Here is a 22,154-nt window from a genome sequence, read left to right as displayed (position 1 = left end):
ATGGCAACTTTTCTCCTATTATGAGGAGGGAAAAAGCGCCCTCCTTAAGATGCTTTACATAAAGCGACCAGCTCTTGAATGATTAGATCCGCAGTTTCCCAGCTGTCGATCGTAGCTCCGGCCGCAAGCGGATGGCCTCCGCCTTTAAAGCGTTTTGCAAGCTCATTGATCACGATTCCCTTCGAGCGGAATCTGACCCGAATTTCGTTGTTTTCCTCGACAAACAGCACCCACGCCTTGATCCCTTCAATATTTCCTAAAGCACCGACGAGCTGTGAAGCTTCGGAAGGAGTGACGCGGTATTCGTCCAATAGTTCTTTTGGAAGCTTTATATAAGCGGCCCCTGAATCAGTCAAAACAAAATTTTGCAGGACGTAACCGTTCAGCTTCGCCACATTAAGTTTCGTTTTATACATTTCGTCGTATATTTGCGTAAATGAAAACCCATAGTCTATAATCTCGCTTGCATATTGGAACGTTTTTTTCGTCGTATTTGAAAACAAAAATCTTCCTGTATCCCCAACAATTCCGGCATAAATGAGACTGGCTGCTTTTTTCGATAACGTTAAGCCTTGATCTTTGCCAAATAGATAAAATTCATAAATCATTTCGCTGACAGAGCTGGCAGATGTGTCTACCCAGACTATATCTCCATAAGGATCTTCATTTGGATGATGATCGATTTTGATCAATTTTTTCCCTTTATCATATCTTTGATCGCAAATTCGTTCTTGGTTAGCTGTGTCACATACGATGACGAGCGCTTCTTGATAGACGTCATCTTGAATTTCATCCATTTTGTATAAAAACGTTAAAGAAGGCTCATCGTTGCCGACTACATATATGTTTTTTTCAGGAAACGATTCTTTTAACAATTCCGCAAGCCCGCACTGAGAACCGTATGCATCAGGATCCGGCCGGACATGTCTATGTATAATAATCGTATCGAATGCTTTTATTTCATTTAAAATCTGTTGTTTCATTTCAGCTCTCCTTTATCATCATAAATGTTTTATTTCATCATTTACTAATGGTAAAATGATATACGATACTTAGATGGAGGTTGACATCATGCCTGTTTTAGCTATCCTAACGGTCATTTCTTTATCTTTTTATGTTTTTTACAAAATCAAATATTTTCGCACGAAACGTCCGATGGAAAGAAGCTGGATTTCATCTAAATCTAGCATTTCTCTAGGATTGTTTGTCTTCTTTTTCGGATTAAACCAAATGTTTTTAAACCGATCCACTGTTGCGCTCATCGTCGGTGTTGTTTTTATTATAACAGGTTGTCTGAGCATTTGGGCAGGATATAAAGCTTACAAATATTATTTGCCTTTGGCAATCAAAGAAAGCGAAAATGCCCGCTAAGAAAATTATATGGAAGAGACTGTCCTTATTTTTCAGACAGTCTTTTTTTAATTACGATCCATGATTTGCACCATTAACATAGCTTTGCCGACTAAAGTGTTTTCGTGGAATACTTCCACATCAATTTTCCCGAATTTTCGACCCACGTCTAATATTTTCGGATGAATTTCAATCATGCTTTCCATTTGAACAGGTTTCAAAAAATAAATCGTCATATTCTCAACGACAAGCTCGCCTTTCTTTTTCTGTCTCAAATGATAATTGGCCGCTTCTGTAACTAGAGTTGTGAAGGCACCGTATGAAATGGTACCGAACTGGTTTGTCATTTGCGGTGTTACTTCACATTTAAAAATGTTTGATTCTTTTGCTTCATCAGAAAGATTGATCATCTGCCTCGTGATGATGTCATCAATTTTTTCACCTGTGTGCGGCTGCCGTTCAATTGAATGGAGAGCCTTTAAAACGTCCTGTCTGGAAATCATACCTGATAGGCGGCCGTTTCCGTCCACAACAGGCAATACTTCAATTCCTTCCCAAACCATTATTTGCGCAGCTGAAGCGACAGATGTTTTTCCTGTAACGGTTATCGGACTTTTTGTCATCACTTTTTCAATGGATGTTTTTCGATCTGACGTCATAATATCCTTTGCCGTGACAATTCCAACAACCTTCAAACCTTGATCAATGACCGGGAATCGTCCGTGTCCAGTTTGCCGGTTGTATTCAAACCAGCGTTCAATCGGATCATTCGGGGTTAACGTGACAGTTTTTTCTAACGGGGTCAAAATGTCTTCCACTAACACGATTTCCTTTTTGATCAGCTGGTCATATATCGCTCTGTTTATCATCGTAGCCACTGTAAAAGTATCGTAGCTAGTGGATATTATCGGGAGCTCGAGCTCATCCGCCAGTTTTTTTACATAATCATCTGTGTCAAATCCCCCGGTTATTAAAACGGCGGCTCCTGCTTCCAAAGCCGACTGCTGAGCTTTTGTCCTGTTGCCGACAATGAGCAAGTTTCCAGCACCTGTATATCTCATCATCGCTTCCAATTTCATGGCGCCGATAACGAATTTATTTAATGTTTTATGAAGGCCGGCCCTTCCGCCTAACACTTGTCCGTCGACAATATTGACAACCTCCGCAAATGTCAGCTTTTCAATATTGTCTTTTTTCTTTTTTTCAATTCGAATGGTGCCGACCCTTTCGATTGTGCTGACAAAGCCTTTATTTTCCGCATCTTTAATCGCACGATAGGCAGTTCCTTCACTGACATTCATAACTTTGGCAATTTGTCTGACTGAAATTTTATCTCCGACGGGCAGAGACTCAATATAGTTCAAAATTTGTTCATGCTTTGTCGCCAATTTCTTCCCTCCTTTTAAGTTACAAGATTGGCGAATTCTTCAAACATTTACTTATTTTTTCCTAAAATTTACTGTTTAGCAAACAAATGCTTGGAACTCATAATACGTAAAATGAACGGCTAAAAGCCGTCCATCAAAAATCTCACAGTTCGATTGTTTCTCCTGGTTTCAATAGGAGACCGACACCGTCTGGAAGCTTGGAAACAAAATCTTCAGGGTTTTGCTGGATCACTGGGAACGTGTTGTAATGAATCGGCACGACTTTTTTAGCTCGAATCCATTCTGCTGCTGTAAGAGCATCCTCCGGCCCCATTGTATAATTATCGCCAATCGGCAAAAAGGCTAAATCAATTTCATTGCGTTCTCCAATTAATTTCATATCAGAAAACAATGCTGTATCGCCTGCATGATAAATCGTTTTGTCCTCAGCTGTCAACAAAATTCCTGCTGGCATGCCAGTATACACAATGTTTTGGTTATCTTCCGTATAGCTGGAGCCATGGAAAGCCTGAGTCAGCTTTACTTTTCCAAACTCAAACTCGTATGCTCCCCCGATGCTCATTCCATGGGTTTTAATCCCTTTCCAGCTCAAGTATGTAGCCAGCTCTGCAATCGCCACGACTAACGAATCATTTCTTTTTGCAATCTCAACCGTATCCCCTACATGATCATTATGGCCGTGTGTCAACAAAATGACATCTGCTTTCACATCTTCAACCTTCAAATCGGTTTGCCCGTTCCCATTAATGAACGGATCAATGATAATGTTTTTCCCATTTGTTTCAATTTGAACGATGGAATGACCGTGAAAGGAAACCTTCATAAAAAACCCCTCCTTTTTGAATCTACTTTCATTTTACTGGAAACTTATGCTTTTGAAAACGTTTTATCATTATTGATGAAATCGATGAATGACATTAGCGGCTCCCGTCGCTTCAATTATGGCGCCTGTAATAAAATCTGACTGTTCATCGCACAAAAAGGTTATAATTCTTGCGATATCTTCTCCTGTACCTGATCTTCCAATCGGCGTGTTCACGTCAATATGCTTTCTAGCTTCTTCAATGGTCGCCTCTTTCATTTCCGCCGTAATGTTTCCTGGACAAACCATATTTGCTGTGATGCCGTTTTCCGCCTCTTCAATAGCAATCGTTTTTGTCAAAGAGACTAGTCCGGTCTTAGCCGCGCTGAACGCCGAGCGGTGAAGCCAGCCTGAAGCATCCCCGGCACCTTGGAAGCCGTAAGTAATGATTCGGCCATACTTTTGTTTCCTCATAATCGGGATTGTTCGTTTCACTAAATGAAACACCGAGCTTAAATTTCCTTCAATCATTTCATACCATTCCTGATCAGAATAATCAGCAAGCTTTTTCCTCTCGAATATATACGGACCCGCATTATTAACTAAACAGTCAATACGGCCAAAGCACTGATAAGTTTGATCAATCAGCCGAATTAAATCTTCCTTTTTCGTCACATCACATCGTATAAACAGCAAACGGTCGCGCATAGAAGCATATTTTTCCTGCAGTTGTTCAACTCCTGTTTGATTATTGTGATAACTGACCGTCACGCTGTACCCCTTTTCCAAAAATAATTCGGTCACCTTTCTTCCAAGACCTCTTGAGCCTGCCGTAACAATTGCATGGCGCACCCATCAATTCCTCCCTTTATTTACTACAATCATTTTACAATAATTTTTTAAAATGCAAAAACGGAATAGCTTCCACGATTTTTATCAGCAAGAGGTTGGAATGCAAGTGCAAGGCGGTCTTTCCATATAAAAAAGCGGGCACAATGAGTACCCGCCTGTTTCAGCTTATGCGCAGAAGACTGATTTTTCATTTAATGTCTTTATTCAATTAAAACAAATGGAGTTGGATTTATATAATCGCCTTTGCTTTATTGATTTGCTCCTTTACTTCCTTAAATCCGGTTCCACCTAAGCTGTTTCGTTTGTTGACCGCTTCGTATGGGTTCAGAACTTCATATACATCATTTTCAAACAGAGAGGATGCTTCCTTATACTCTTCTAATGGCAAGTCAAGTAAATAGATTCCTTTTTGAATGCATTTATATACAAGTTTTCCGACTACTTCATGAGCTTCGCGGAAAGGAAGACCTTTTTTCGCCAAATAGTCAGCGAGTTCAGTAGCGTTTGAAAAATCCTGCTTCACCGATTTTTCCATCTGCTCTTTATTTACTTTCAGCGTTTCGATCATTCCCGTCATAATTTGCAAACAGCCCTCTACTGTTTTTACAGTATCGAACATGCCCTCTTTATCTTCCTGCAGGTCTTTGTTATAGGCAAGAGGGAGACCTTTTAAAACCGTAAGCAAACCGACGAGATTGCCGACGACGCGGCCGCTCTTCCCTCGAATTAATTCCGCCATATCCGGATTTTTCTTTTGTGGCATGATGCTGCTGCCGGTCGAATAAGCGTCATCCATTTCAACGAACTGGAATTCCTGCGAGCACCATAAAATTAATTCTTCGCAAAATCTTGAGAGATGAATCATCAACAGCGAGCTGTTGCTCATAAATTCAACAATAAAATCCCTGTCGCTCACAGCATCCAGGCTGTTTAAATAAACTTCATCGAAGCCTAAAAGCTCGGCCGTATATTTCCGGTCAATCGGAAAGGTTGTCCCAGCTAATGCGGCAGCGCCAAGCGGACTGATATTAATCCGTTTCAAAGATTCTGTAAATCTAGATTTGTCACGCTCAAGCATCCAAAAATAAGCCAATAAATGATGGGCGAATGAAACCGGCTGCGCCCGCTGCAAATGTGTATATCCCGGCAAAATCGTCTCAATATGCTGTTCAGCTTTGTTTACAAGCGCTTTTTGCAATTCTCTGATCAGTTCCACAATGGCTTCAACATGTTTTTTTAAGTATAGATGCATATCGGTCGCCACTTGGTCGTTGCGGCTTCTTGATGTATGCAGCTTTCCGCCGATCGGTCCGATTTCATCTATTAACATTTTTTCAATGTTTAAATGAATATCTTCATATTGAACGGAGTATTCAAGCTCCCCATTTTTTGCTTTTTCCAAAAGACGGTGCAGCCCTTTTTCAATCGCTTCTCCTTCCTCTTTTGTTAAAATGCCGCACTTGGCAAGCATTTTAACATGGGCGAGGCTCCCTTGAATGTCTTCCTCTACGAGCTGTTTGTCAAACGTGATCGACGCATTGAATTCGTCGACCCATGCTTCGGGCGTCTTTTGAAAACGGCCGCCCCAAAGTTTTTTCATATTGTCACCTTCTTGTTTTTCACGATGCTGTTCACCGCTGTTGGAAGGCCGAACAGTTTAATAAAGCCGACTGCTGCTTCATGATCAAATGAATCTTCTTGCGTGTAGGTGGCCAGCTTTTCATCATAAAGCGAGTACGGAGATTTTCTTCCTTCAACAATTGCGTGCCCTTTATACAATTTTACGCGCACTGTCCCTGTTACATATTTTTGAGTTTCTTTCAAAAATGCTTCCAATGCGCTTTTCAGCGGAGAGAACCAAAGACCGTTGTAAATAAGCTCGGCAAGCTTTTGTTCGATCAGCGGTTTAAAATGCGCTACTTCTTTAACCTGTGTTAAATCTTCCAATTCTTTATGCGCTTTGATCAATGTCATAGCCGCAGGGCATTCGTACACTTCGCGCGATTTAATGCCGACAAGTCTGTTTTCCACATGATCGATTCTGCCGACGCCATGTTTTCCAGCGAGCGCATTCAGCTTCAAAATTAGTTCATCTAACTGCATTCTTTGACCGTTCACTGCTACCGGTACGCCTTGTTCAAATTCAATTTCGATGATGTCCGCTTCATCCGGTGCATTTTCAATGGAAGAAGTCAGTTCATAAGCATCCTCAGGCGGTGCAGCCCATGGATCTTCTAAAACTCCGCATTCATTGCTTCTTCCCCATAAGTTTTGATCGATGGAATATGGGCTGTCCAGATCAATCGGAATTGGAATGTCATGCTGTTTCGCATATTCAATTTCCTCTTCACGCGACCATTTCCATTCCCGAACAGGTGCCAAAACCTCCAGCTCAGGATTTAACGCTTTTATGGAAACTTCAAAGCGCACTTGGTCGTTTCCTTTTCCGGTACAACCGTGAGCAACTGCGACAGCGCCGGTCTTTTCCGCTATTTCCACTAATTTTTTGGCAATGAGCGGTCTTGAAAGAGCGGAAACAAGAGGATATTTACCTTCATAAAGGGTGTGTGCCTGAAGGGCGATCAACGCATATTCTTCCGCAAACTCTTTTTTCGCATCTATAATATAAGATTGTACAGCACCGACTTTTAGTGCTTTTTCTTTAATAAACTCTAAATCCTTCCCTTCCCCAACGTCCAGACAGCAGGCAACGACGTCGTATCCTTTTTCTTGCAGCCACTTGATGGCGACAGATGTATCTAAACCTCCAGAATAGGCCAATACTACTTTTGGTTTTGACATGTTCATTCTCCTCTCCGATGTATACAAAATGAATAAAAATACTTTTTTATTCATAAAAATGCAATCATTAATTAAAAATGTAACAGTTTTGCTGACTTTTTTCAATAGTTTTTTTAAAAAAGCATTATTTGTTTATGATATAATTTGCATAATAAAAAATGGAGGAATGGAAATGTTTGAATATAACGAAAGATTGGGGATTCCTCTTCCTGCATTCAGCAAGCATTGGGAGGAATATCCAAATGAGGTTCAACAGCAAATTTTATCGGATTGGGAATGTATACGTGGACAAATCCCTGACCGCATTAAACATTTAGAAGCGATAATAAATAAAAAGCAAGAGCAGTTGAATGACGAAGAGGATTTTGATCTTTCGTGCAGACTAAATGAAGAAATCAGTGAGATTGCTTCCATCATCAATGATTTATGGCTTTGGTACCGGATTGATCCGCATATAACAAAAGCTTGAGAAATTATATTTTCATCTCAAGCTCATCCCTTCATAATGATGTCTATATTGATAAAATTTATGTGCAAACTCAATGGCCACTTTCATAGAACGATAGCGAATGCCGCCTCCGATCATTAAGCTTAAAATCGGTTTTCCCCGAATTGTTTTATATTTGAATGTTTGCACGGCAATGCATTTTAAGATTTGGTTTACAGTTTGATGGTTGACAAATGGTTCGTTCTGCTCATAAAAATAAGCATCATCTCCATTTTGTAATTCCTCTTTTAGTTGATTCCACGCTTCAAATTTTAAATGTTTCGGCATTAAAGAGCTGTGAAAAACCTTTAGAGACAGCATCATTTCATAAGGTGACGAAACTTCATAACCATACGCAAGAGATAATGTTTGCACAGCCCGCATATGAAAAATTATTTGCAGCACAATATCTGCACTTAGCGAAAAAACACCACCGGAAGATGCGATTCCTCCTTGAATAAAGGAATACAGCCGCTGCTTCGCCATTTCCTTCTCAGCCAATTGATAGCATTCTTCTAAAGGGAGCTTTTTTAAATCAGTGATCGTTTGAACTTGATCGGAAATAACACGTGCAAATGAGAGGATCCGCTTCCGTGTTTCTGAATAGAAGATCGAGCTTTGCAAAATCGAATGCATATGAAACAAAACGTAATCGACCTTCTCAAACATTTCTTTTTGAATATGCTCAGGAAGGTCATTCAATCTTGTTTCCAGCCATTTGTCAAATGGAAGCGTGCATTTACATGCACATTTTTCCAACTCTTCCTCCCAGTATTTCATTTGATTTACCCAGCTTTCTTCCAAAATGGCCCCCAAAAATGCACCGCCTTTCTTTTTAAACAAATGCTCGCAAATATACAATGATATTATATCACGGAATTGATATAACTCTTAAGAGTCGAGCATTGATAAAATCCAATCCTTTACATCTATCATCCGATTATACTTCGGCAATCGCTCTGTCCCTGAAACGATGATTGCTGCTAAAGAGTCATGCTGGTGTAAACCGCCATGACTCGCACCGCCCACATGCACTGGAGATGACCCGTACTTGAATTCAAAGCCAGGATAAGCGCTAATCATAAGAAATTGTCCTTTATGTGACAAAGCGGCTGCATGTAATCTTGCCAGCGCATCCGGATATTCCCCGTACTTAATTCGGCTTCCTTCCGTGAAAATATCCAACACTTCAATGTCTCCGTTTAAAGTCCACATACTTCCATACGGATCTTCCCATTGACCTCCTTTTTTAAACATCAGCATTCCTTCCCGCCGCCCTGAAACAACTTTTATTTTTTCCTCTTCTTCCCGCCAAGCGATGACATCGATGCGTGCATCTGTTTTCAAAATGTTTGCAATTTCTTCAAGCGAATGGTTCGGCTGTAATAAATATACGAACGCCATGCGTTGATTGACCGCAAGTACGATATCATCATCCTTCCGTACACCTTTTGACAGCTTGGTAATACGATATGGGCTGAGTAGCTTTTCTAAATGGATCAGAGGATTTTGATTTCTCGGGCGGACAACCGCTTGGCCGTTATCGCCCATAATGATCCAAACATTGTTCTTCAGCGCTTCCTCCCATGAATGAAAGCTGTCTAACACTTTTTGCAATTCACGATCTGTTTTTACGATTCCTGACAGATCCTCAACTCCTTTTTTATGTATAATTTGATCCATATCAGGAAAATAGACCATTGTAAAAGGAGGCAAAGAATGATTTTTAATAAGATAAATAAGCTCCTGAGCAGAAAATCGATTATTAAAGCCAAATCTTTGCCAGAAGTGTCCATACTTTGCAAATGGGTTCTGTTTAATGAAGGAGCCGTAAGTTAACAAATCCGGCCCCTTAACAGTAAGGCTTCTATGAAAAGTAGGCAGCAAAGATAATAAAAACGGAAGCTGCATTACTTTTTCCTGACTTCCTCGATAGAGAAGTCCATTAATAGACGCGGAATTTTTCCCCTTTTTGCTCAGTTCTTCAAAAATGGTTGCGGCCTTTTTGTTTAAATGCTCATGATTTATATTGTACAGCGGATCCTTTAATGAAGTTGCGAGCCCCAGCTGTAAAAGCTCAGATGCATTTGTTCCATAATTAATAAGACGCTTTTCTTCATCATGAAACCAGACTAATCCTGGAACGTGATGCACATCTGAGTAATGCCCGGTAAGCAGACTGCTTTCCACATTGACGGACATCGTCGGAAAAGGACTGATAATTTCTGAAGCAGTACCATGCTTCATGAAAAAGGCGAAAGCCGGCGCCATTTTATTGTCCACTGCTTTTTTCAAAAAAGGGAGCATGAGAGTATCGATAATCAACAATATCACATTTTTTTTAGCCATTTTGTTCCATCCTCATCGTTTATTTGCTATTAGAATTTGTCTAGAAGGTGAAAATCATGCAAAAAACTCCGGTTTTTTAAACCGGAGCAATATTAAACGCTATTATCATTCTCATCACCCTTCAATCATCACTACTTTATTTTTGAAATAAGAAATGTTGGAGGGAATGAATCATTTTAGTTCCCCTGCATCGTTCATCATATAAATAGATTATTTCCACTTTTTATTGGTAAAAAAAACAACCTCCTTTCATATCCATTTCGGAATATGAAAAAAGGTTGCGTTGGTTACGAGTTCAGGTTTTGCTGTTATCCCTCGGCAAAACCTTATAAATTCGCTATTCTCATTACATCTCTTGCAATCATCACTTCTTCATTTGTCGGTATAACTAGAACTTTTACTGGTGAGTGTGGATAGTTAATAAACGCTTCTTTTCCACGTACTTTGTTTAAGGCAGGATCCCAATAAACGCCCATAAATTCCAATCCCCGCAGCACTCGTTCGCGGACAACGTCACTGTTTTCACCAATGCCGGCGGTAAAGATAATCGCATCCACACCGCACATCCGCGCCGCATAAGATCCGATATATTTATGAATGCGGTCAGCAAAAACCGCCAATGCCAATTCGGCGCGAGCATTCCCCTTCGCTGCAGCATCTTCGATATCGCGCAAATCGCTTGAGAAACCGGATATTCCTAAAAGTCCGCTCTTTTTATTTAATACATTAATAACTTCATCAGCGGTTTTACCTGTTTTTTCCATGATATATGGGATAAGCGCTGGATCAATACTTCCGGAACGAGTTCCCATCGCAACACCTTCAAGAGGCGTAAATCCCATCGATGTATCGATTGATTTTCCACCTTCAACTGCTGCAATGCTGGCACCATTTCCTAGATGGCAGGAAATAAGCCGCAAATGCTTTAAAGGTCTTTCAAGCAATTGAGCTGCCCGTTCCGTTACATATTTATGAGACGTTCCATGGAAGCCGTATTTGCGAATTCCGTATTTTTCATAATAATCATATGGCAAACTGTATAAGTAAGATTGTTCCGGCATCGATTGGTGAAAGGCAGTATCGAACACCGCTACCGCTGGAACGTCCGGAAGCACCTTTTGGAAGGCGCGAATGCCAAGCACATTGACTGGATTATGCAAAGGCGCCAAATGAGAGAGTTCTTCAATTTTCTTTAAAGTTCCATCCGTAATAAGCGCTGAGTCACTGAAGATCTCTCCTCCATGTACAACCCTATGACCGATTCCGTCAATATCATTTAACGTCCGGATAATTCCATATTCAGTTAATTTATTTAGCACAAGCTGTACCGCTATTGAAAAATCGGTAATTTGACAACTTTCTTTCTTTTCTTCTCCGTTAACATATATCTTAAAAAATGATTGGTCCAAACCAATCCTTTCAACTACCCCTTTTGTTAAAACTTCTTCATTCGGCATTTCAAACAATTTAAACTTTAATGAAGAGCTTCCAGCATTTACAGCTAAAATCTTAGGCATGTATTTTCATTCTCTCCTTCTTTTTGTTGATGAAGCTTTTTTAAAAATTCCTGCATGTGACATAGAAATTAGCAAAATATGTGAAACACCAGACTTGTCTAATTTTAAAAAGAGAGATGATCGCTCTATACATTTAAACATTGATAAAGCAACATTTCAAGTGAAAAATAAATGTTTATCTGTATACAAAAATTTCTAAAAATAAAAAGCGCTTCCATCCACTTCCTAAATGAAACGGGAAGCCACTATTCGCTAAAACCGAAGATTTCTTTTCTCTAGTTTAGTTTTTATGAAAAATAGAAGAAATAAACCGAATCCTAAAAAAAAAGGCGACATGGCTGTCACCTTTTAGTGTCTTCATCTTTTCATTTATTTGTCCGGAGCCACTCATCAATTTGATCCATAATCGAAGCAAGAGCTTTTTTATTCGAAAATTTCGGTAGATCAACAAGCATAACCCGTTTGGGCGGTACAATTCCTTCTCCCTTTTTTTGCAAAATAAAGATGCTTTTTCGACTATTTTCCGATTTAAACATGGAGCGCGGGAGCTGCAACAGGCCTTGGATCACTGTATTTTCTTTTAAATATCGATTCAATTTTGGAGCTTCAGGCGTCTCAAAAAGATGGTTTGGTATAAGGAAAAACAAATAACCGCCTTCTTTTGTATAGCGGATGCTCTGCTCAATAAAAAGATGATGGGCGTAAGAATGGCCTTCATCAGCCTTCAATTCAAAATGCTTTGCGACGTCATGATCGGGATAATAGCCGACTGGCAGGTCGCACACCACCGCATCCACAGGGTCGATAAAAAGGTTTTTTAAGCTATCCTGATTATAAAAGTCAATAGAATGCTTCTGCAAATTTGCATTCACATAAGCGATTTTAACTAACAAATCATTTATATCGATTCCAATGCTTTCAACTTGCTTTGCTTCCAGTTGGTTTAAGACAGCCGAGAGTAAATTACCCGAACCTACAGCAGGGTCTAAAATCATTAAATTTTTTTCATCTTGAAAAAATTTTTGCACAAGATAGCCGAGCAATATGCAAACGCTGTCAGGGGTCATTTGGTGGATTTGCTGATTATCTTCCTTTAATCCTTTTAAAACAGCGAGCTGAAAAGCTCTCCGAATTTCTTCATTTGAGTAGTGATCCAAATGAAACGTCCGGTATATATTGTTCAGTTTTTTACTTGTAATTTCGCTAATGGAATCTTGAACTGCAGTTCTGTGAAACAGGTTTTCTCCTGTATTCGCTACCGCTTCAATGTATGTACAATTCATTTCGTTTTTAATGATTTCTGCCGTCTCATTAATGAGTGAAAACAGTTTTTCAACATTTGAAAATCCTTGCATAAAGGCTTCCTCCTTTAAGCTCGTCACATCCTTTCATTTTAGCGTTTCATTGTTTTATAAGCAAGAAAAAAAGGACCTTGCATCAGGTCCTTAATTTGCTGCTTTTGCAGCTTCAATCGCCGCTTCATAGTTTGGATGATTTGTCGCCTCGCTGACATATTCTACATATGTTACATTATCGTTTGAATCAACAACAAAAACAGCGCGAGCAAGCAGACGCAATTCTTTGATTAATACTCCGTACGCCTGTCCGAAAGAAGCGTCGCGATGGTCAGATAACAATTGTACATTTTCAATTCCGTTCGCACCGCACCAACGTTTTTGCGCAAAAGGAAGATCCATGCTGATTGTTAAAATTTTAACATTATCCAGCTTGGAAGCTTCCTCATTAAAGCGGCGTGTTTGTGCATCACATACGCCAGTATCGATCGAAGGAACAACAGAAATGATTCGGACCTGCCCTTTTGTATCAGCTAAAGTAACTTCCGACAAATCATTCGCAAGCACTTTGAAATCAGGCGCTTTATCTCCAACCTTCACTTCATTTCCTAAAAGAGTTACCGGATTTCCTTTAAATGTTACGTTTGCCATTTTATCCCCTCCAAATCTATGTATAGTTTAACTATAGCTTGTTTTTGAAGACTTTTCAAAGAAAAAGTGTTTGAAAATTTCAAAAAGCTGCCAAAGCAGCTTTAAATGTCAAAATCAATTTTTTCTTTTTCATTGTTATCGTCTTGTATATGTTTTTTCTTTCGAAACAGTTCTTGAATTTTTTCTACCGTTTGAGGGGTTGCATCTAAAATTTTTTCATAAAGATGGGTATTTTCATCTAAATGAAGAATTTTGATTCCATTTGTTCCAACAATAAGAAATGCGATTGGCGTAATCGATACACCACCTCCGCTTCCTCCGCCGAAAGGAAGTTTTCCTTTTTCACCTGTAGTGCTGCTTCCATAAGGACTGCTTGAATGTTTTTCACCTGTCGGTCCGTAAAATTCACTGCCACCTGCCGCAAATCCGAATCCCACTTTTGAAACGGTTAGTATAACACTCCCATCAGGAGTTTCAACTGGATCGCCAATTATGGTATTGACATCGATCATTTGCTGCAAGTTTTCCATTGCCGTTTTCATTAACCCTTGAATCGGATGATCGCTCATACTTTTGCCTCCTCTAAACTATGTTCATTCTTCTTGTTTTTCTTGGCAAACGGTAAGTTTCGCCATAATGCTGTTTTTGATCTCGACCATTTTACGAGACGCAATCCTGCTATGATAGCATTCCCAAGTCGGAATTGCATCATACATACAAATGTCGTTTTCAAAACCATTCGGTTGAAATTAGGAAAGATTGAAACAACTGGATAACCTATTAATGTAAAGTATCGGGAAGCGAAATAAATAATAGAGCTTTTCATCCCCCATAGTGTACCCGCCGACATTCCTGTTGAGGCAGCTTCTCCCGTTCCGATTTCAGTACGCCACTCCCATTTCACAATCCGAACCTTCTTCAAAAATTTCCGAATAATAAAGGAAAAATGGATAACATTTTCCAATATTTCTTTAAAGTTTTGCAGCTTCTCAAACAGCTCTTCAGGAGTCACTTTTTCGGACGATTTTTGAGTTGAATGTTTCGTTTCTTTTTCTTGTTTATAAACAATATTTGGACCTTCTTGATCCAGTTTTATAAAAGGGATTTTGATTGTGTAGCGAATAAGGCCAAAAAACAATAGAAATGTCACTCTTAACCGATCGTCATATTTATCGTGTTTATATGAAAGTACAATCGTTAATTTTGTCATTGCAACAAGAAGCACAAATATCAAAAATAGGAAAAAGACTATTGCAAGCCAAAATGGCATAATTTCACATCCTTTCAGTGAACCATTATCACCTCTCTATAAAAAAATAAACCTGCCTTTTCGGCAGGTCATCTTGAAAACCGTTCATCATGAATAACTGTTGTATCGCTGAATAAATCGTGCAGTCCTTGTTTCTTTTTTGTAAAAGCAACGATCAAATATCCAATCCACGTAACCTTGGAGATGTACCGTCCGATCCATTCCCTGAAGAAAACATCGGTCCATGTAAGCTTATCATTTTTTAAAGATATAACACGCAGGCCAAAAACCATTTTCCCGAGCGTTTGTCCTAAAAACTTCGTCATAAGAATAAAGTAGGAAAAGAAAAACAAGGCGCTTAAAATTCGATAAGGTGAAAAAATAAAATCGCTTTTTTCCAATCCGATCAGTAAAAAAAGCGGATTGGCAACAATTCGGATGACGCTTGAAACAACAATGAGGTCAAGCAAGTATGCCCAAAACCGCATCCAAAATCCCGCAAAGTGATAAGAGATGTCTGTTTGAACCTCACGCTTTTGTTCAATTTGATTTATTTCTTCAAATGTTCCATCCATGTTGGCACCTCCTACTCCGAATATAAATACATCAGGCGGGGAGAATTCGGTTGTGAAAACAATTTGTATAGTCCCTGCATTTCCAGATCTTTAGAGATCACCTTCCCAGCCATCATGGAAAGGAACGATTCAAATCCAAAGCTCGATTTATATTTGAATACATATGGATCTGATAAGTCTAAGTCTTTTTTCATCATTTCCACCGCATCATCAAAATAGCCTAGCTCGTCAACTAAATGGAGCTGCTTCGCCTGCCGGCCGTCATAAATTCGTCCATCGGCAATTTTCCGCACTTCCCCTTCATCCATCTTTCTTCCTTGCGAGATTACGTCTACAAAGCCTTCATAAGCGTTATTCACCATTTTTTGAAGAATTTCTCTTTCCTCTTTTGTCATATCTCTTGTTGAAGAAAAAATGTCTTTATATGGACCGCTTTTGATCGTTTCTACTTTCACCCCAAAGTTTTTTGCCAATTCACTGTAGTTTATTCCTTGCATAATGACCCCTAGCGAGCCTGTCATCGTATCCGGTGCTGCAATAATTTTATCGGCAGGAGTTGAAATATAATATCCTCCTGAAGCTGCCATGGTTCCCATCGAAACATAAATCGGCTTTTTCGCCTTTTCTTTAACTTCCATTAGTTTTTTATGAATTTCTGCACTTTCCACTACTCCCCCGCCAGGAGAGTTGACTCGCAAAATTATTCCTTTTACGCTTTTATCCTCGCCGGCCTTTTCAATCAATTTCAAAAATTCTTTATGATTGTAGCCTTCACTGGCAAAAATCGATGTAACATCTTCTCCCGTATCTTGAATCACTCCATTTACTTCCAGCACCGCAATTTTTTCATCCGGCATTCCTTCTTCAAGGACTTCCTCGGAAAACTGCGATTCAAAAAAATTCTCAGACAATTTTTCTGCATTTGAAACAGCCATAGAAGTAAAGCTAATGATCATCGAAAAAACAAATAATGCTGCGGCAATTCCTAACGCAGCCCACCTTTTTCCACTCAAGATGTTTACCTCCTTGATTCAATTTCACCTTTTTTGACATGTTCCATTATAAAAATGTTAAACTATATATCATAGTGTATTTTAACATTTATTTATATAATTGTGGAGAATCTTCCAAAAAGAGGAGGTTTTTTTGATGGATCCACGCCGAAATATCTACTTCTTTTACAAACATAGCGATCACCTTGAACAGAAAATAGCTTCGTTGATTGACTTGGCGAAGCAGTATGATTTTCGTCCTGTTGAAGATTGGAGACATGCGAACATTATCGTAGCAATCGGAGGGGACGGAACATTTTTGCAAGCGGTTAGAAAAACGCAATTTCGCGACGACTGTCTGTACATAGGCATCGCAACTGAAGGGCATATCAGTTTTTATTGTGATTTCCATATAGATCAAAAAGACAAATTAGTTGAAGCTTTTCAGCTGGAAAAGGTCGAGGTAAGAAGATATCCAACCATCGATGTCACCGTCGACCATGAAGTAAAGATTTCCTGCTTAAATGAATGCAGTGTCAGATCAGCAATTATTAAAACATTTGTTCTGGATGTATTTATTGATGATATGCATTTTGAAACGTTCCGAGGCGACGGAATGATTATTGCCACTCCAACAGGGAGCACAGCCTACAATAAATCTGTGAAGGGAGCTGTCGTCGATCCGCTCATAGACTGTTTACAAGTAACTGAACTTGCATCTTTGAACAATAATCTATATCGGACGTTAGGATCCTCTTTTATTTTAAGCGGAAATCGAAAGCTTACGTTAAAAGTAGTGCAGGACGGCAACGATTATCCGATTATCGGAATGGACAACGAAGCTCTAAGCATTCGTCATGTCAACCAGCTGGATATTGAATTAGGAAAGAAAAAAATTAAAACTGTTAAATTAAAAGATAATTCTTTCTGGGATAAAGTGAAAAGAACCTTTTTATAAAATGAAAATGAGCGAAAAGGATCACCTTTTCGCTCAAAAGCCAAAATATTCATTTATTGAAATGTTCCGCCACCGCCAGATAGTTGCTGCTGAGCAAAAGATACAAGCCGCTTTGTAATTTCTCCTCCAACGGAGCCGTTCGCGCGGGATGTAGTATCAGGACCTAAGTTTACACCGAATTCTGATGCGATTTCAGTTTTTAATTGCTCAAGTGCTTGTTCAGCACCAGGAACTAAAATTTGGTTAGAGTTGCTAGATCTGTTTTGAGCCATGTGTCATTCACCTCCTTGTGGATATAGAATGTGAAAAAACACATGGCTTCATGCATAAAACGAAATGGTAATTGTTTTGAACTTGTGGAATATTATAGTAAATTTTCAAAATCCTCTTCTATTTTTTCTTGTATATCATGTTTTCTTGGAAATTCAATTGTTACTGTTTCCTCAATCGCCTTCTGAATGAGAGGTTGAAAATCTACATAGCTTTCAAGCTTTAATATTTTCTCCCTTTTCGGCTTCGTTTTCGGTGAAGCTGGTGTAAAAATAGTACAGCAGTCTTCATAAGGTCTGTTTGAAATCTCAAACGTATCAATTTTTTCGGCAATTTCAATGATTTCATTTTTATCCATTGAAATTAAAGGTCTCAGTATAGGAGTTGTCGTCACTTCATTAATAGCATACATGCTCTCAAGCGTTTGGCTTGCTACCTGCCCTAGACTTTCGCCTGTTACAATGGCTAAGGCGCCTCGTTTTTTCCGAATTTCATCGGCAATTTTTAACATCATTCTTCTAGTCGATGTCATTGTATAATTTTCTAATATTTTTTGCTGAATGGTCACTTGAATTTCTGTAAACGGAACGATGTGAAGCACGATTTTGCCGCCAAATTCGGTTAATTTTTCTACGAGATCCATAACCTTTTGCTTCGCTCTTTCATTCGTATAAGGAGGGCTGAAGAAATGGATCGCTTCAATCTCCAAGCCTCTTTTCATTGACAAATACCCAGCGACAGGGCTGTCAATTCCTCCAGAAAGCATCAGCATCGCCTTTCCGCTTGAACCAACCGGAAGCCCTCCCGCCCCTTTAAAATCTTTGCACATTATATATGTGGCATGCGGACGGACTTCTACGCGCACGTTTATGTCCGGATGATGAACATCTACTTTCAAACCGTCAGTATGAATAAGTATATGCCGGCCAATTTCATAATTGAGTTGGTCTGAAGTTAACGGAAACGATTTATCTGCTCTTTTGGCCGACACTTTAAAAGTGTCTCCGTTTTTATACAATTGCTTGACTGCCTGTAAAGCCGTGTCCTTTATGGCTTCGATGTCGCTTTTCGTTCTGATTGCCAAACTGAAGGACTGTATGCCAAAAACTGTTTGCAATTTTTCCGCTACCTTTTCCCCGTCTTCTCCATTTAATTTGATGAAAAGACGATCTCTGTTTGCTGTATACTCTAAAGACGAAAAGGAAGACAATGCAAGTTTTATATTGTTTTTCAAATGGTTAATAAAATGTTTACGATTTTTTCCCTTTAAAGACATTTCACCATATCTGACTAAAATATGATCATATTGCATGTTTATAACCCCATTATATTTTTTAATTTTTGTATAGATGATGGCAGGACGTCAATCAACGGCTTGACATCATCGATCGTCTGCCCAATTGAAAGGCTTATGCGGATGGCGCTTTCGGTGATGCTGCTTTTTTTGCCCATCGACTTCAATACTTTGCTTTCTCCCTTTTTCCTTGAAGAACAAGCTGAAGTAGTGGAGACATAAATATTCTCCTCTTCAAGCATATGAACTAAAACTTCCGCTTTTATACCAGGTACAGAAAAGTTGATAATATGAGGGGCGGAAGATTCCTTTGGTGTGTTGATAATAATGCCATCTATTTTTTCAAGCTCATTTATAAGATAGTTTTTCGTATTAATCAGACGATCGATCTTCTCTTCATAGTCGTTGAATGCCAGCCTTAAACCTTTCGCTAGGGACACGTTGCCCGCTAAATTTTCGGTGCCTGATCTAATGCTTGCTTCCTGGCCACCCCCTGATAAAAGAGTGAGAATTGGTGTATTTTTTCTAATGTACAACACTCCTGTACCGTTTAGGGCATGAAATTTATGGCCAGATATTGTACATAAATCAATTCCCGCTTTTTTTATATTTAAAGGAACCTTCCCGACTCCTTGCACGTGATCGACATGATAAACGATGTTCGGATAGTTTTTAAGTATTTCGCCAATCTCTTCAATTGGCTGAATCGCTCCGATTTCATTGTTGACATGCATAACAGACACTAAGATTGTATCGTTACGTACAGCCTTTTGTATGTCAGTTGGAGACACAATGCCATTTTCATTTACAGGAATCCACGTCACTTCAAACCCGAATTCTTTTTCAAGCTGTTCAAATGCTTCGCTGACAGAAGGGTGTTCAATTACAGTCGTAATCAAATGCTTTCCTTTATGTCTTTGTGCAAAAGCCGCGCCTTTAATCGCCAAATTATTTCCTTCCGTTGCTCCAGACGTAAATATGATTTCCTGTCCGCTTACACCTAGCAAATCGGCTACTTGTTCTCTTGCTTTTGTTAAAAGTCTTTCCGCTTGAACACCCAAATGATGAAGAGATGATGGGTTCCCGAAAAACTTTTCCGCCACTTGCCGGTACGTATCAAGTACATCAGGGTAAGGCTTTGTAGTTGCACTATTATCCAAGTAAAGCATCGGTTGTATACCCCTTTGAATTATATTTTCTAACACTTTGCAATGCAATATTAACATAAGTAAATTGAAATGAAAAAGAAAAGATCATAACATAAACGGGCTCATTCAGACGAAAGCCTTTGTCCACGCACGTAAGCCGCTTTTTTTGTGAATTCAACAACGTCATCTTCGATCATCGTCGTCTTCCCGCATCCGCCGATCCCAAGCAGCGTGTAAAACTTCCCGCGTTCAATCTTAAAAACTGACATCATCAAGCACGACTAACCTCGCTCAAAACGGAAGATTTCCCCTTTCTTCGTCAGTCGTTCCCCATTTCTTGAACCGCAAATAAAATTTGAGATCAATCTCTTTCTCATTCCTATCAATCACTTTTAGAACACAGAGTAAAGAAATAAAAAAACTCGTTACTCCTCTAGCATTTTGCTTTAGAGAAACGAGAATTAGCTGATTTTCTCAGCTGTTCATTATGCCATAAAAAGTTGATAAAAGCATCGGCTTCTATTTTTCAAAATAACCGGACTATCGTGAATTACTTTTTAAGCAGCTCATAAAACGCCTATAGCGCAAAGCGTAATGTCGTTCCAAAAGACTGCCGGAATCCTGCCACAGCTGCCAGCAGGTGCAATAGTTTAAGCCGCTGATGATTCGCTTCTTGAATCCGTTCATTCATCATGTCCTTTAGCTGCCCTTTTTGTATGCTCCTTGCCTGCCTGAGCTAAATCGGGAAACGTCAATCCTTGAAAAAAAGTTTTCATGACGACCTTCGTTTCTATTTCCTTTTAATGAAGGGGCTGTCTAATAAGTCGTTTTTTCGGGTTATTGACCCCTTTAATGTTTTAGAAACTTTGATATATCGGTGTTTATGATTTTTTGTTTTCGATGGGAGCTTGACTTTCTGGACAACTCCAGCGTATTACCGAATATTGCTTCAGCAACATGTTAAATGATATCCAAAGGCACTTTTTTACGAGGTTTTGGAAATGCCTCATCAAGTCGGTTCAAGTCTTCTTGGGTTAATTCAATAGCAGCAGCTTCAGCATTCTCCAGCACATGCTGCTCTTGCCCAGCTTTTGGAATAGCAATGACATCATTCGTGCGTATCGTCCAAGCAAGTGCAATTTGTAATGGTTTTACATTGTATTTTTTGGCAATTTCATTAACAGTTGGATCCGTCAACAACTGCTTTCTTAATGTACCTCCTTGGGCAAGGGGGCTGTACGCCATAATCGGTATATGATGTTCCCGGTGCCAAGGCAGCAGATCAAAATCAATTCCTCTCGAACCTATATGGTATAACACTTGGTTTGTCGCACAGTTTGATCCGTTGAGCGTGTTCCATAGCTCTTCCATATCGTCTGTGTCAAAATTGGAGACTCCCCATCTTAATATTTTTCCTTCTTTTCGCAGCTTTTCCATACCTTCGATTGTTTCTTCTAAAGGAATGCGGCCTCGCCAATGTAAAAGATATAAATCTAAATAGTCCGTCCCCAGCCGTTTTAAGCTGTTTTCACATGCAACGGAAATCTTGTCTAGTCCTGCATTATGCGGATACACTTTAGAGACTAAAAACACATCATCTCTGCGCCCTTTGATTGCTTCGCCGACTAAGCGTTCAGAAGCGCCATTTCCGTACATCTCAGCAGTGTCAATTACTTTCATGCCCAATTCTATTCCAAGTTGTAAGGCTTTTATTTCTTTAGCTTTCTCCTGTGGCTTATCTCCCATGTACCATGTTCCTTGACCTATACATGGAACAGTCGTGCCATCAGGCAGCTTCACTACTCGTTTTTCAACATGACTTCTTATTTCCATGATTTTATTACTGTCCAATAATCCCATCCACTCTCGACCCTTTCCGTTATATTGTGAATTTCCCATTCTATAAAATTCCGCTTTCATATCTTTTCGACTTCAAAAATATGTACGTGCTTTCGAAACTTGTTTTTAGTGTTTGTTTGATTGCTATTGTTTCCCTTTTACACCTTTATAACAAATGTGGCAATGAATTACAATAAAAAAGCCCTTCACAGCGGCAAGCGCCTAGATGGGACAAATAAAAATAAGGAAAGGACGATTCACAAAATCATCCGGCTGTGGAATTTCATTATCTTATAGATAACAAGCTCTGCAATTGCTCGTGTTTGTACGAGTGGA

Annotated in this window: 23 protein-coding genes; 3 read left to right on the top strand and 20 right to left on the bottom strand. The window is 39.4% G+C overall.

Features of this window, described 5'->3' with window-relative positions; translation table 11 throughout:
* Positions 1–44: 44 nt before the first annotated feature.
* Positions 45–983: a bifunctional oligoribonuclease/PAP phosphatase NrnA gene (locus tag NSQ94_RS05095; RefSeq protein WP_144597843.1), complete on the bottom strand. Its 939-nt coding sequence runs from the start codon at positions 981–983 to the stop codon at positions 45–47.
* Between the two features lie 88 nt (positions 984–1,071).
* On the opposite strand from NSQ94_RS05095, the gene NSQ94_RS05090 reads away from it, so the two are divergent.
* On the top strand, positions 1,072–1,371 hold the full coding sequence (locus NSQ94_RS05090) for a YtpI family protein (RefSeq protein ID WP_063387389.1): 300 nt from the start codon (positions 1,072–1,074) through the stop codon (positions 1,369–1,371).
* A gap of 47 nt (positions 1,372–1,418) precedes the next feature.
* Here the strand turns inward: NSQ94_RS05090 and NSQ94_RS05085 are convergent, their stop codons facing one another.
* The 5 genes from NSQ94_RS05085 to NSQ94_RS05065 form a co-directional block, all read right to left on the bottom strand.
* Entirely contained in the window at positions 1,419–2,738 is a 1,320-nt protein-coding gene (locus NSQ94_RS05085; RefSeq protein ID WP_066247825.1) for a CBS domain-containing protein, read from the bottom strand.
* 142 nt (positions 2,739–2,880) lie between these two features.
* Positions 2,881–3,561: a metal-dependent hydrolase gene (locus NSQ94_RS05080; RefSeq protein ID WP_063387387.1), complete on the bottom strand. Its 681-nt coding sequence runs from the start codon at positions 3,559–3,561 to the stop codon at positions 2,881–2,883.
* Positions 3,562–3,630: 69 nt separating this feature from the next.
* Positions 3,631–4,392 carry an SDR family oxidoreductase gene (locus tag NSQ94_RS05075; RefSeq protein ID WP_063387386.1) on the bottom strand — a complete coding sequence of 254 codons (762 nt, stop codon included), beginning with the start codon at positions 4,390–4,392 and terminating at the stop codon, positions 3,631–3,633.
* A gap of 229 nt (positions 4,393–4,621) precedes the next feature.
* Positions 4,622–5,992: an argininosuccinate lyase gene (gene argH, locus NSQ94_RS05070; protein ID WP_063387385.1), complete on the bottom strand. Its 1,371-nt coding sequence runs from the start codon at positions 5,990–5,992 to the stop codon at positions 4,622–4,624.
* Positions 5,989–7,194 (bottom strand): argininosuccinate synthase, encoded by a 1,206-nt coding sequence (locus NSQ94_RS05065; protein WP_063387384.1) that lies wholly within the window; start codon positions 7,192–7,194, stop codon positions 5,989–5,991. The genes argH and NSQ94_RS05065 overlap by 4 nt, the downstream gene beginning before the upstream one ends.
* Before the next feature lie 166 nt (positions 7,195–7,360).
* Here NSQ94_RS05065 and NSQ94_RS05060 point away from each other — a divergent pair, with 166 nt between their 5' ends.
* Positions 7,361–7,663, top strand: coding sequence for a hypothetical protein (locus tag NSQ94_RS05060; protein ID WP_144597841.1), 303 nt, complete (start codon positions 7,361–7,363; stop codon positions 7,661–7,663).
* A gap of 12 nt (positions 7,664–7,675) precedes the next feature.
* Here NSQ94_RS05060 and NSQ94_RS05055 read toward each other — a convergent pair whose 3' ends face one another.
* The 9 genes from NSQ94_RS05055 to sppA all read right to left on the bottom strand — a co-directional run bounded on the left by NSQ94_RS05055 (position 7,676) and on the right by sppA (position 16,330).
* On the bottom strand, positions 7,676–8,497 hold the full coding sequence (locus tag NSQ94_RS05055) for an EcsC family protein (RefSeq protein WP_339230293.1): 822 nt from the start codon (positions 8,495–8,497) through the stop codon (positions 7,676–7,678).
* Positions 8,498–8,572: 75 nt separating this feature from the next.
* Positions 8,573–10,030, bottom strand: a complete 1,458-nt coding sequence (locus NSQ94_RS05050) for an alkaline phosphatase family protein (RefSeq protein ID WP_311066387.1) — start codon at positions 10,028–10,030, stop codon at positions 8,573–8,575.
* A gap of 326 nt (positions 10,031–10,356) precedes the next feature.
* Positions 10,357–11,547: an acetate kinase gene (locus NSQ94_RS05045; RefSeq protein ID WP_063387378.1), complete on the bottom strand. Its 1,191-nt coding sequence runs from the start codon at positions 11,545–11,547 to the stop codon at positions 10,357–10,359.
* 365 nt (positions 11,548–11,912) lie between these two features.
* Positions 11,913–12,902: a class I SAM-dependent methyltransferase gene (locus tag NSQ94_RS05040; RefSeq protein ID WP_339193212.1), complete on the bottom strand. Its 990-nt coding sequence runs from the start codon at positions 12,900–12,902 to the stop codon at positions 11,913–11,915.
* Positions 12,903–12,992: 90 nt separating this feature from the next.
* Complete coding sequence (gene tpx, locus NSQ94_RS05035) at positions 12,993–13,493, bottom strand: thiol peroxidase (RefSeq protein ID WP_063387376.1); 501 nt, start codon at positions 13,491–13,493, stop codon at positions 12,993–12,995.
* A gap of 101 nt (positions 13,494–13,594) precedes the next feature.
* Positions 13,595–14,062, bottom strand: a complete 468-nt coding sequence (ytfJ, locus tag NSQ94_RS05030) for a GerW family sporulation protein (protein WP_066247839.1) — start codon at positions 14,060–14,062, stop codon at positions 13,595–13,597.
* The gene (locus NSQ94_RS05025; RefSeq protein WP_063387374.1) at positions 14,059–14,763 is read right to left on the bottom strand and encodes a DUF2953 domain-containing protein; all 705 of its coding nucleotides are present in this window, start codon (positions 14,761–14,763) and stop codon (positions 14,059–14,061) included. The genes ytfJ and NSQ94_RS05025 overlap by 4 nt, the downstream gene beginning before the upstream one ends.
* A 68-nt stretch (positions 14,764–14,831) precedes the next feature.
* Entirely contained in the window at positions 14,832–15,317 is a 486-nt protein-coding gene (locus tag NSQ94_RS05020) for an RDD family protein (RefSeq protein ID WP_063387373.1), read from the bottom strand.
* Positions 15,318–15,328: 11 nt separating this feature from the next.
* Complete coding sequence (sppA, locus tag NSQ94_RS05015; RefSeq protein ID WP_063387372.1) at positions 15,329–16,330, bottom strand: signal peptide peptidase SppA; 1,002 nt, start codon at positions 16,328–16,330, stop codon at positions 15,329–15,331.
* A 136-nt stretch (positions 16,331–16,466) separates the two neighbouring features.
* Here sppA and NSQ94_RS05010 point away from each other — a divergent pair, with 136 nt between their 5' ends.
* A complete protein-coding gene (locus tag NSQ94_RS05010; protein WP_094246343.1) occupies positions 16,467–17,267 on the top strand; it encodes an NAD kinase in 801 nt (266 codons plus the stop codon).
* A 53-nt stretch (positions 17,268–17,320) separates the two neighbouring features.
* Here the strand turns inward: NSQ94_RS05010 and NSQ94_RS05005 are convergent, their stop codons facing one another.
* The 5 genes from NSQ94_RS05005 to NSQ94_RS04985 all read right to left on the bottom strand — a co-directional run bounded on the left by NSQ94_RS05005 (position 17,321) and on the right by NSQ94_RS04985 (position 21,839).
* Positions 17,321–17,539 (bottom strand): alpha/beta-type small acid-soluble spore protein, encoded by a 219-nt coding sequence (locus NSQ94_RS05005; protein WP_063387370.1) that lies wholly within the window; start codon positions 17,537–17,539, stop codon positions 17,321–17,323.
* Positions 17,540–17,631: 92 nt separating this feature from the next.
* A complete protein-coding gene (gene thiI / locus NSQ94_RS05000) occupies positions 17,632–18,849 on the bottom strand; it encodes a tRNA uracil 4-sulfurtransferase ThiI (protein WP_339230291.1) in 1,218 nt (405 codons plus the stop codon).
* 2 nt (positions 18,850–18,851) lie between these two features.
* Positions 18,852–20,000, bottom strand: coding sequence for a cysteine desulfurase family protein (locus NSQ94_RS04995; RefSeq protein WP_339230289.1), 1,149 nt, complete (start codon positions 19,998–20,000; stop codon positions 18,852–18,854).
* Positions 20,001–20,101: 101 nt separating this feature from the next.
* Positions 20,102–20,251, bottom strand: coding sequence for a hypothetical protein (locus tag NSQ94_RS04990; RefSeq protein ID WP_339210211.1), 150 nt, complete (start codon positions 20,249–20,251; stop codon positions 20,102–20,104).
* Positions 20,252–20,939: 688 nt separating this feature from the next.
* A complete protein-coding gene (locus NSQ94_RS04985) occupies positions 20,940–21,839 on the bottom strand; it encodes an aldo/keto reductase (protein WP_094246540.1) in 900 nt (299 codons plus the stop codon).
* Positions 21,840–22,154 lie beyond the last annotated feature (315 nt).

The organism is Aeribacillus sp. FSL K6-2833, assembly GCF_037965815.1.
GTDB classification, from domain to species: Bacteria; Bacillota; Bacilli; order Bacillales; family Aeribacillaceae; genus Aeribacillus; species Aeribacillus composti.
Note: the sequence above shows the minus strand (reverse complement) of the source record. Positions and strands in the feature narration are given on the sequence as shown.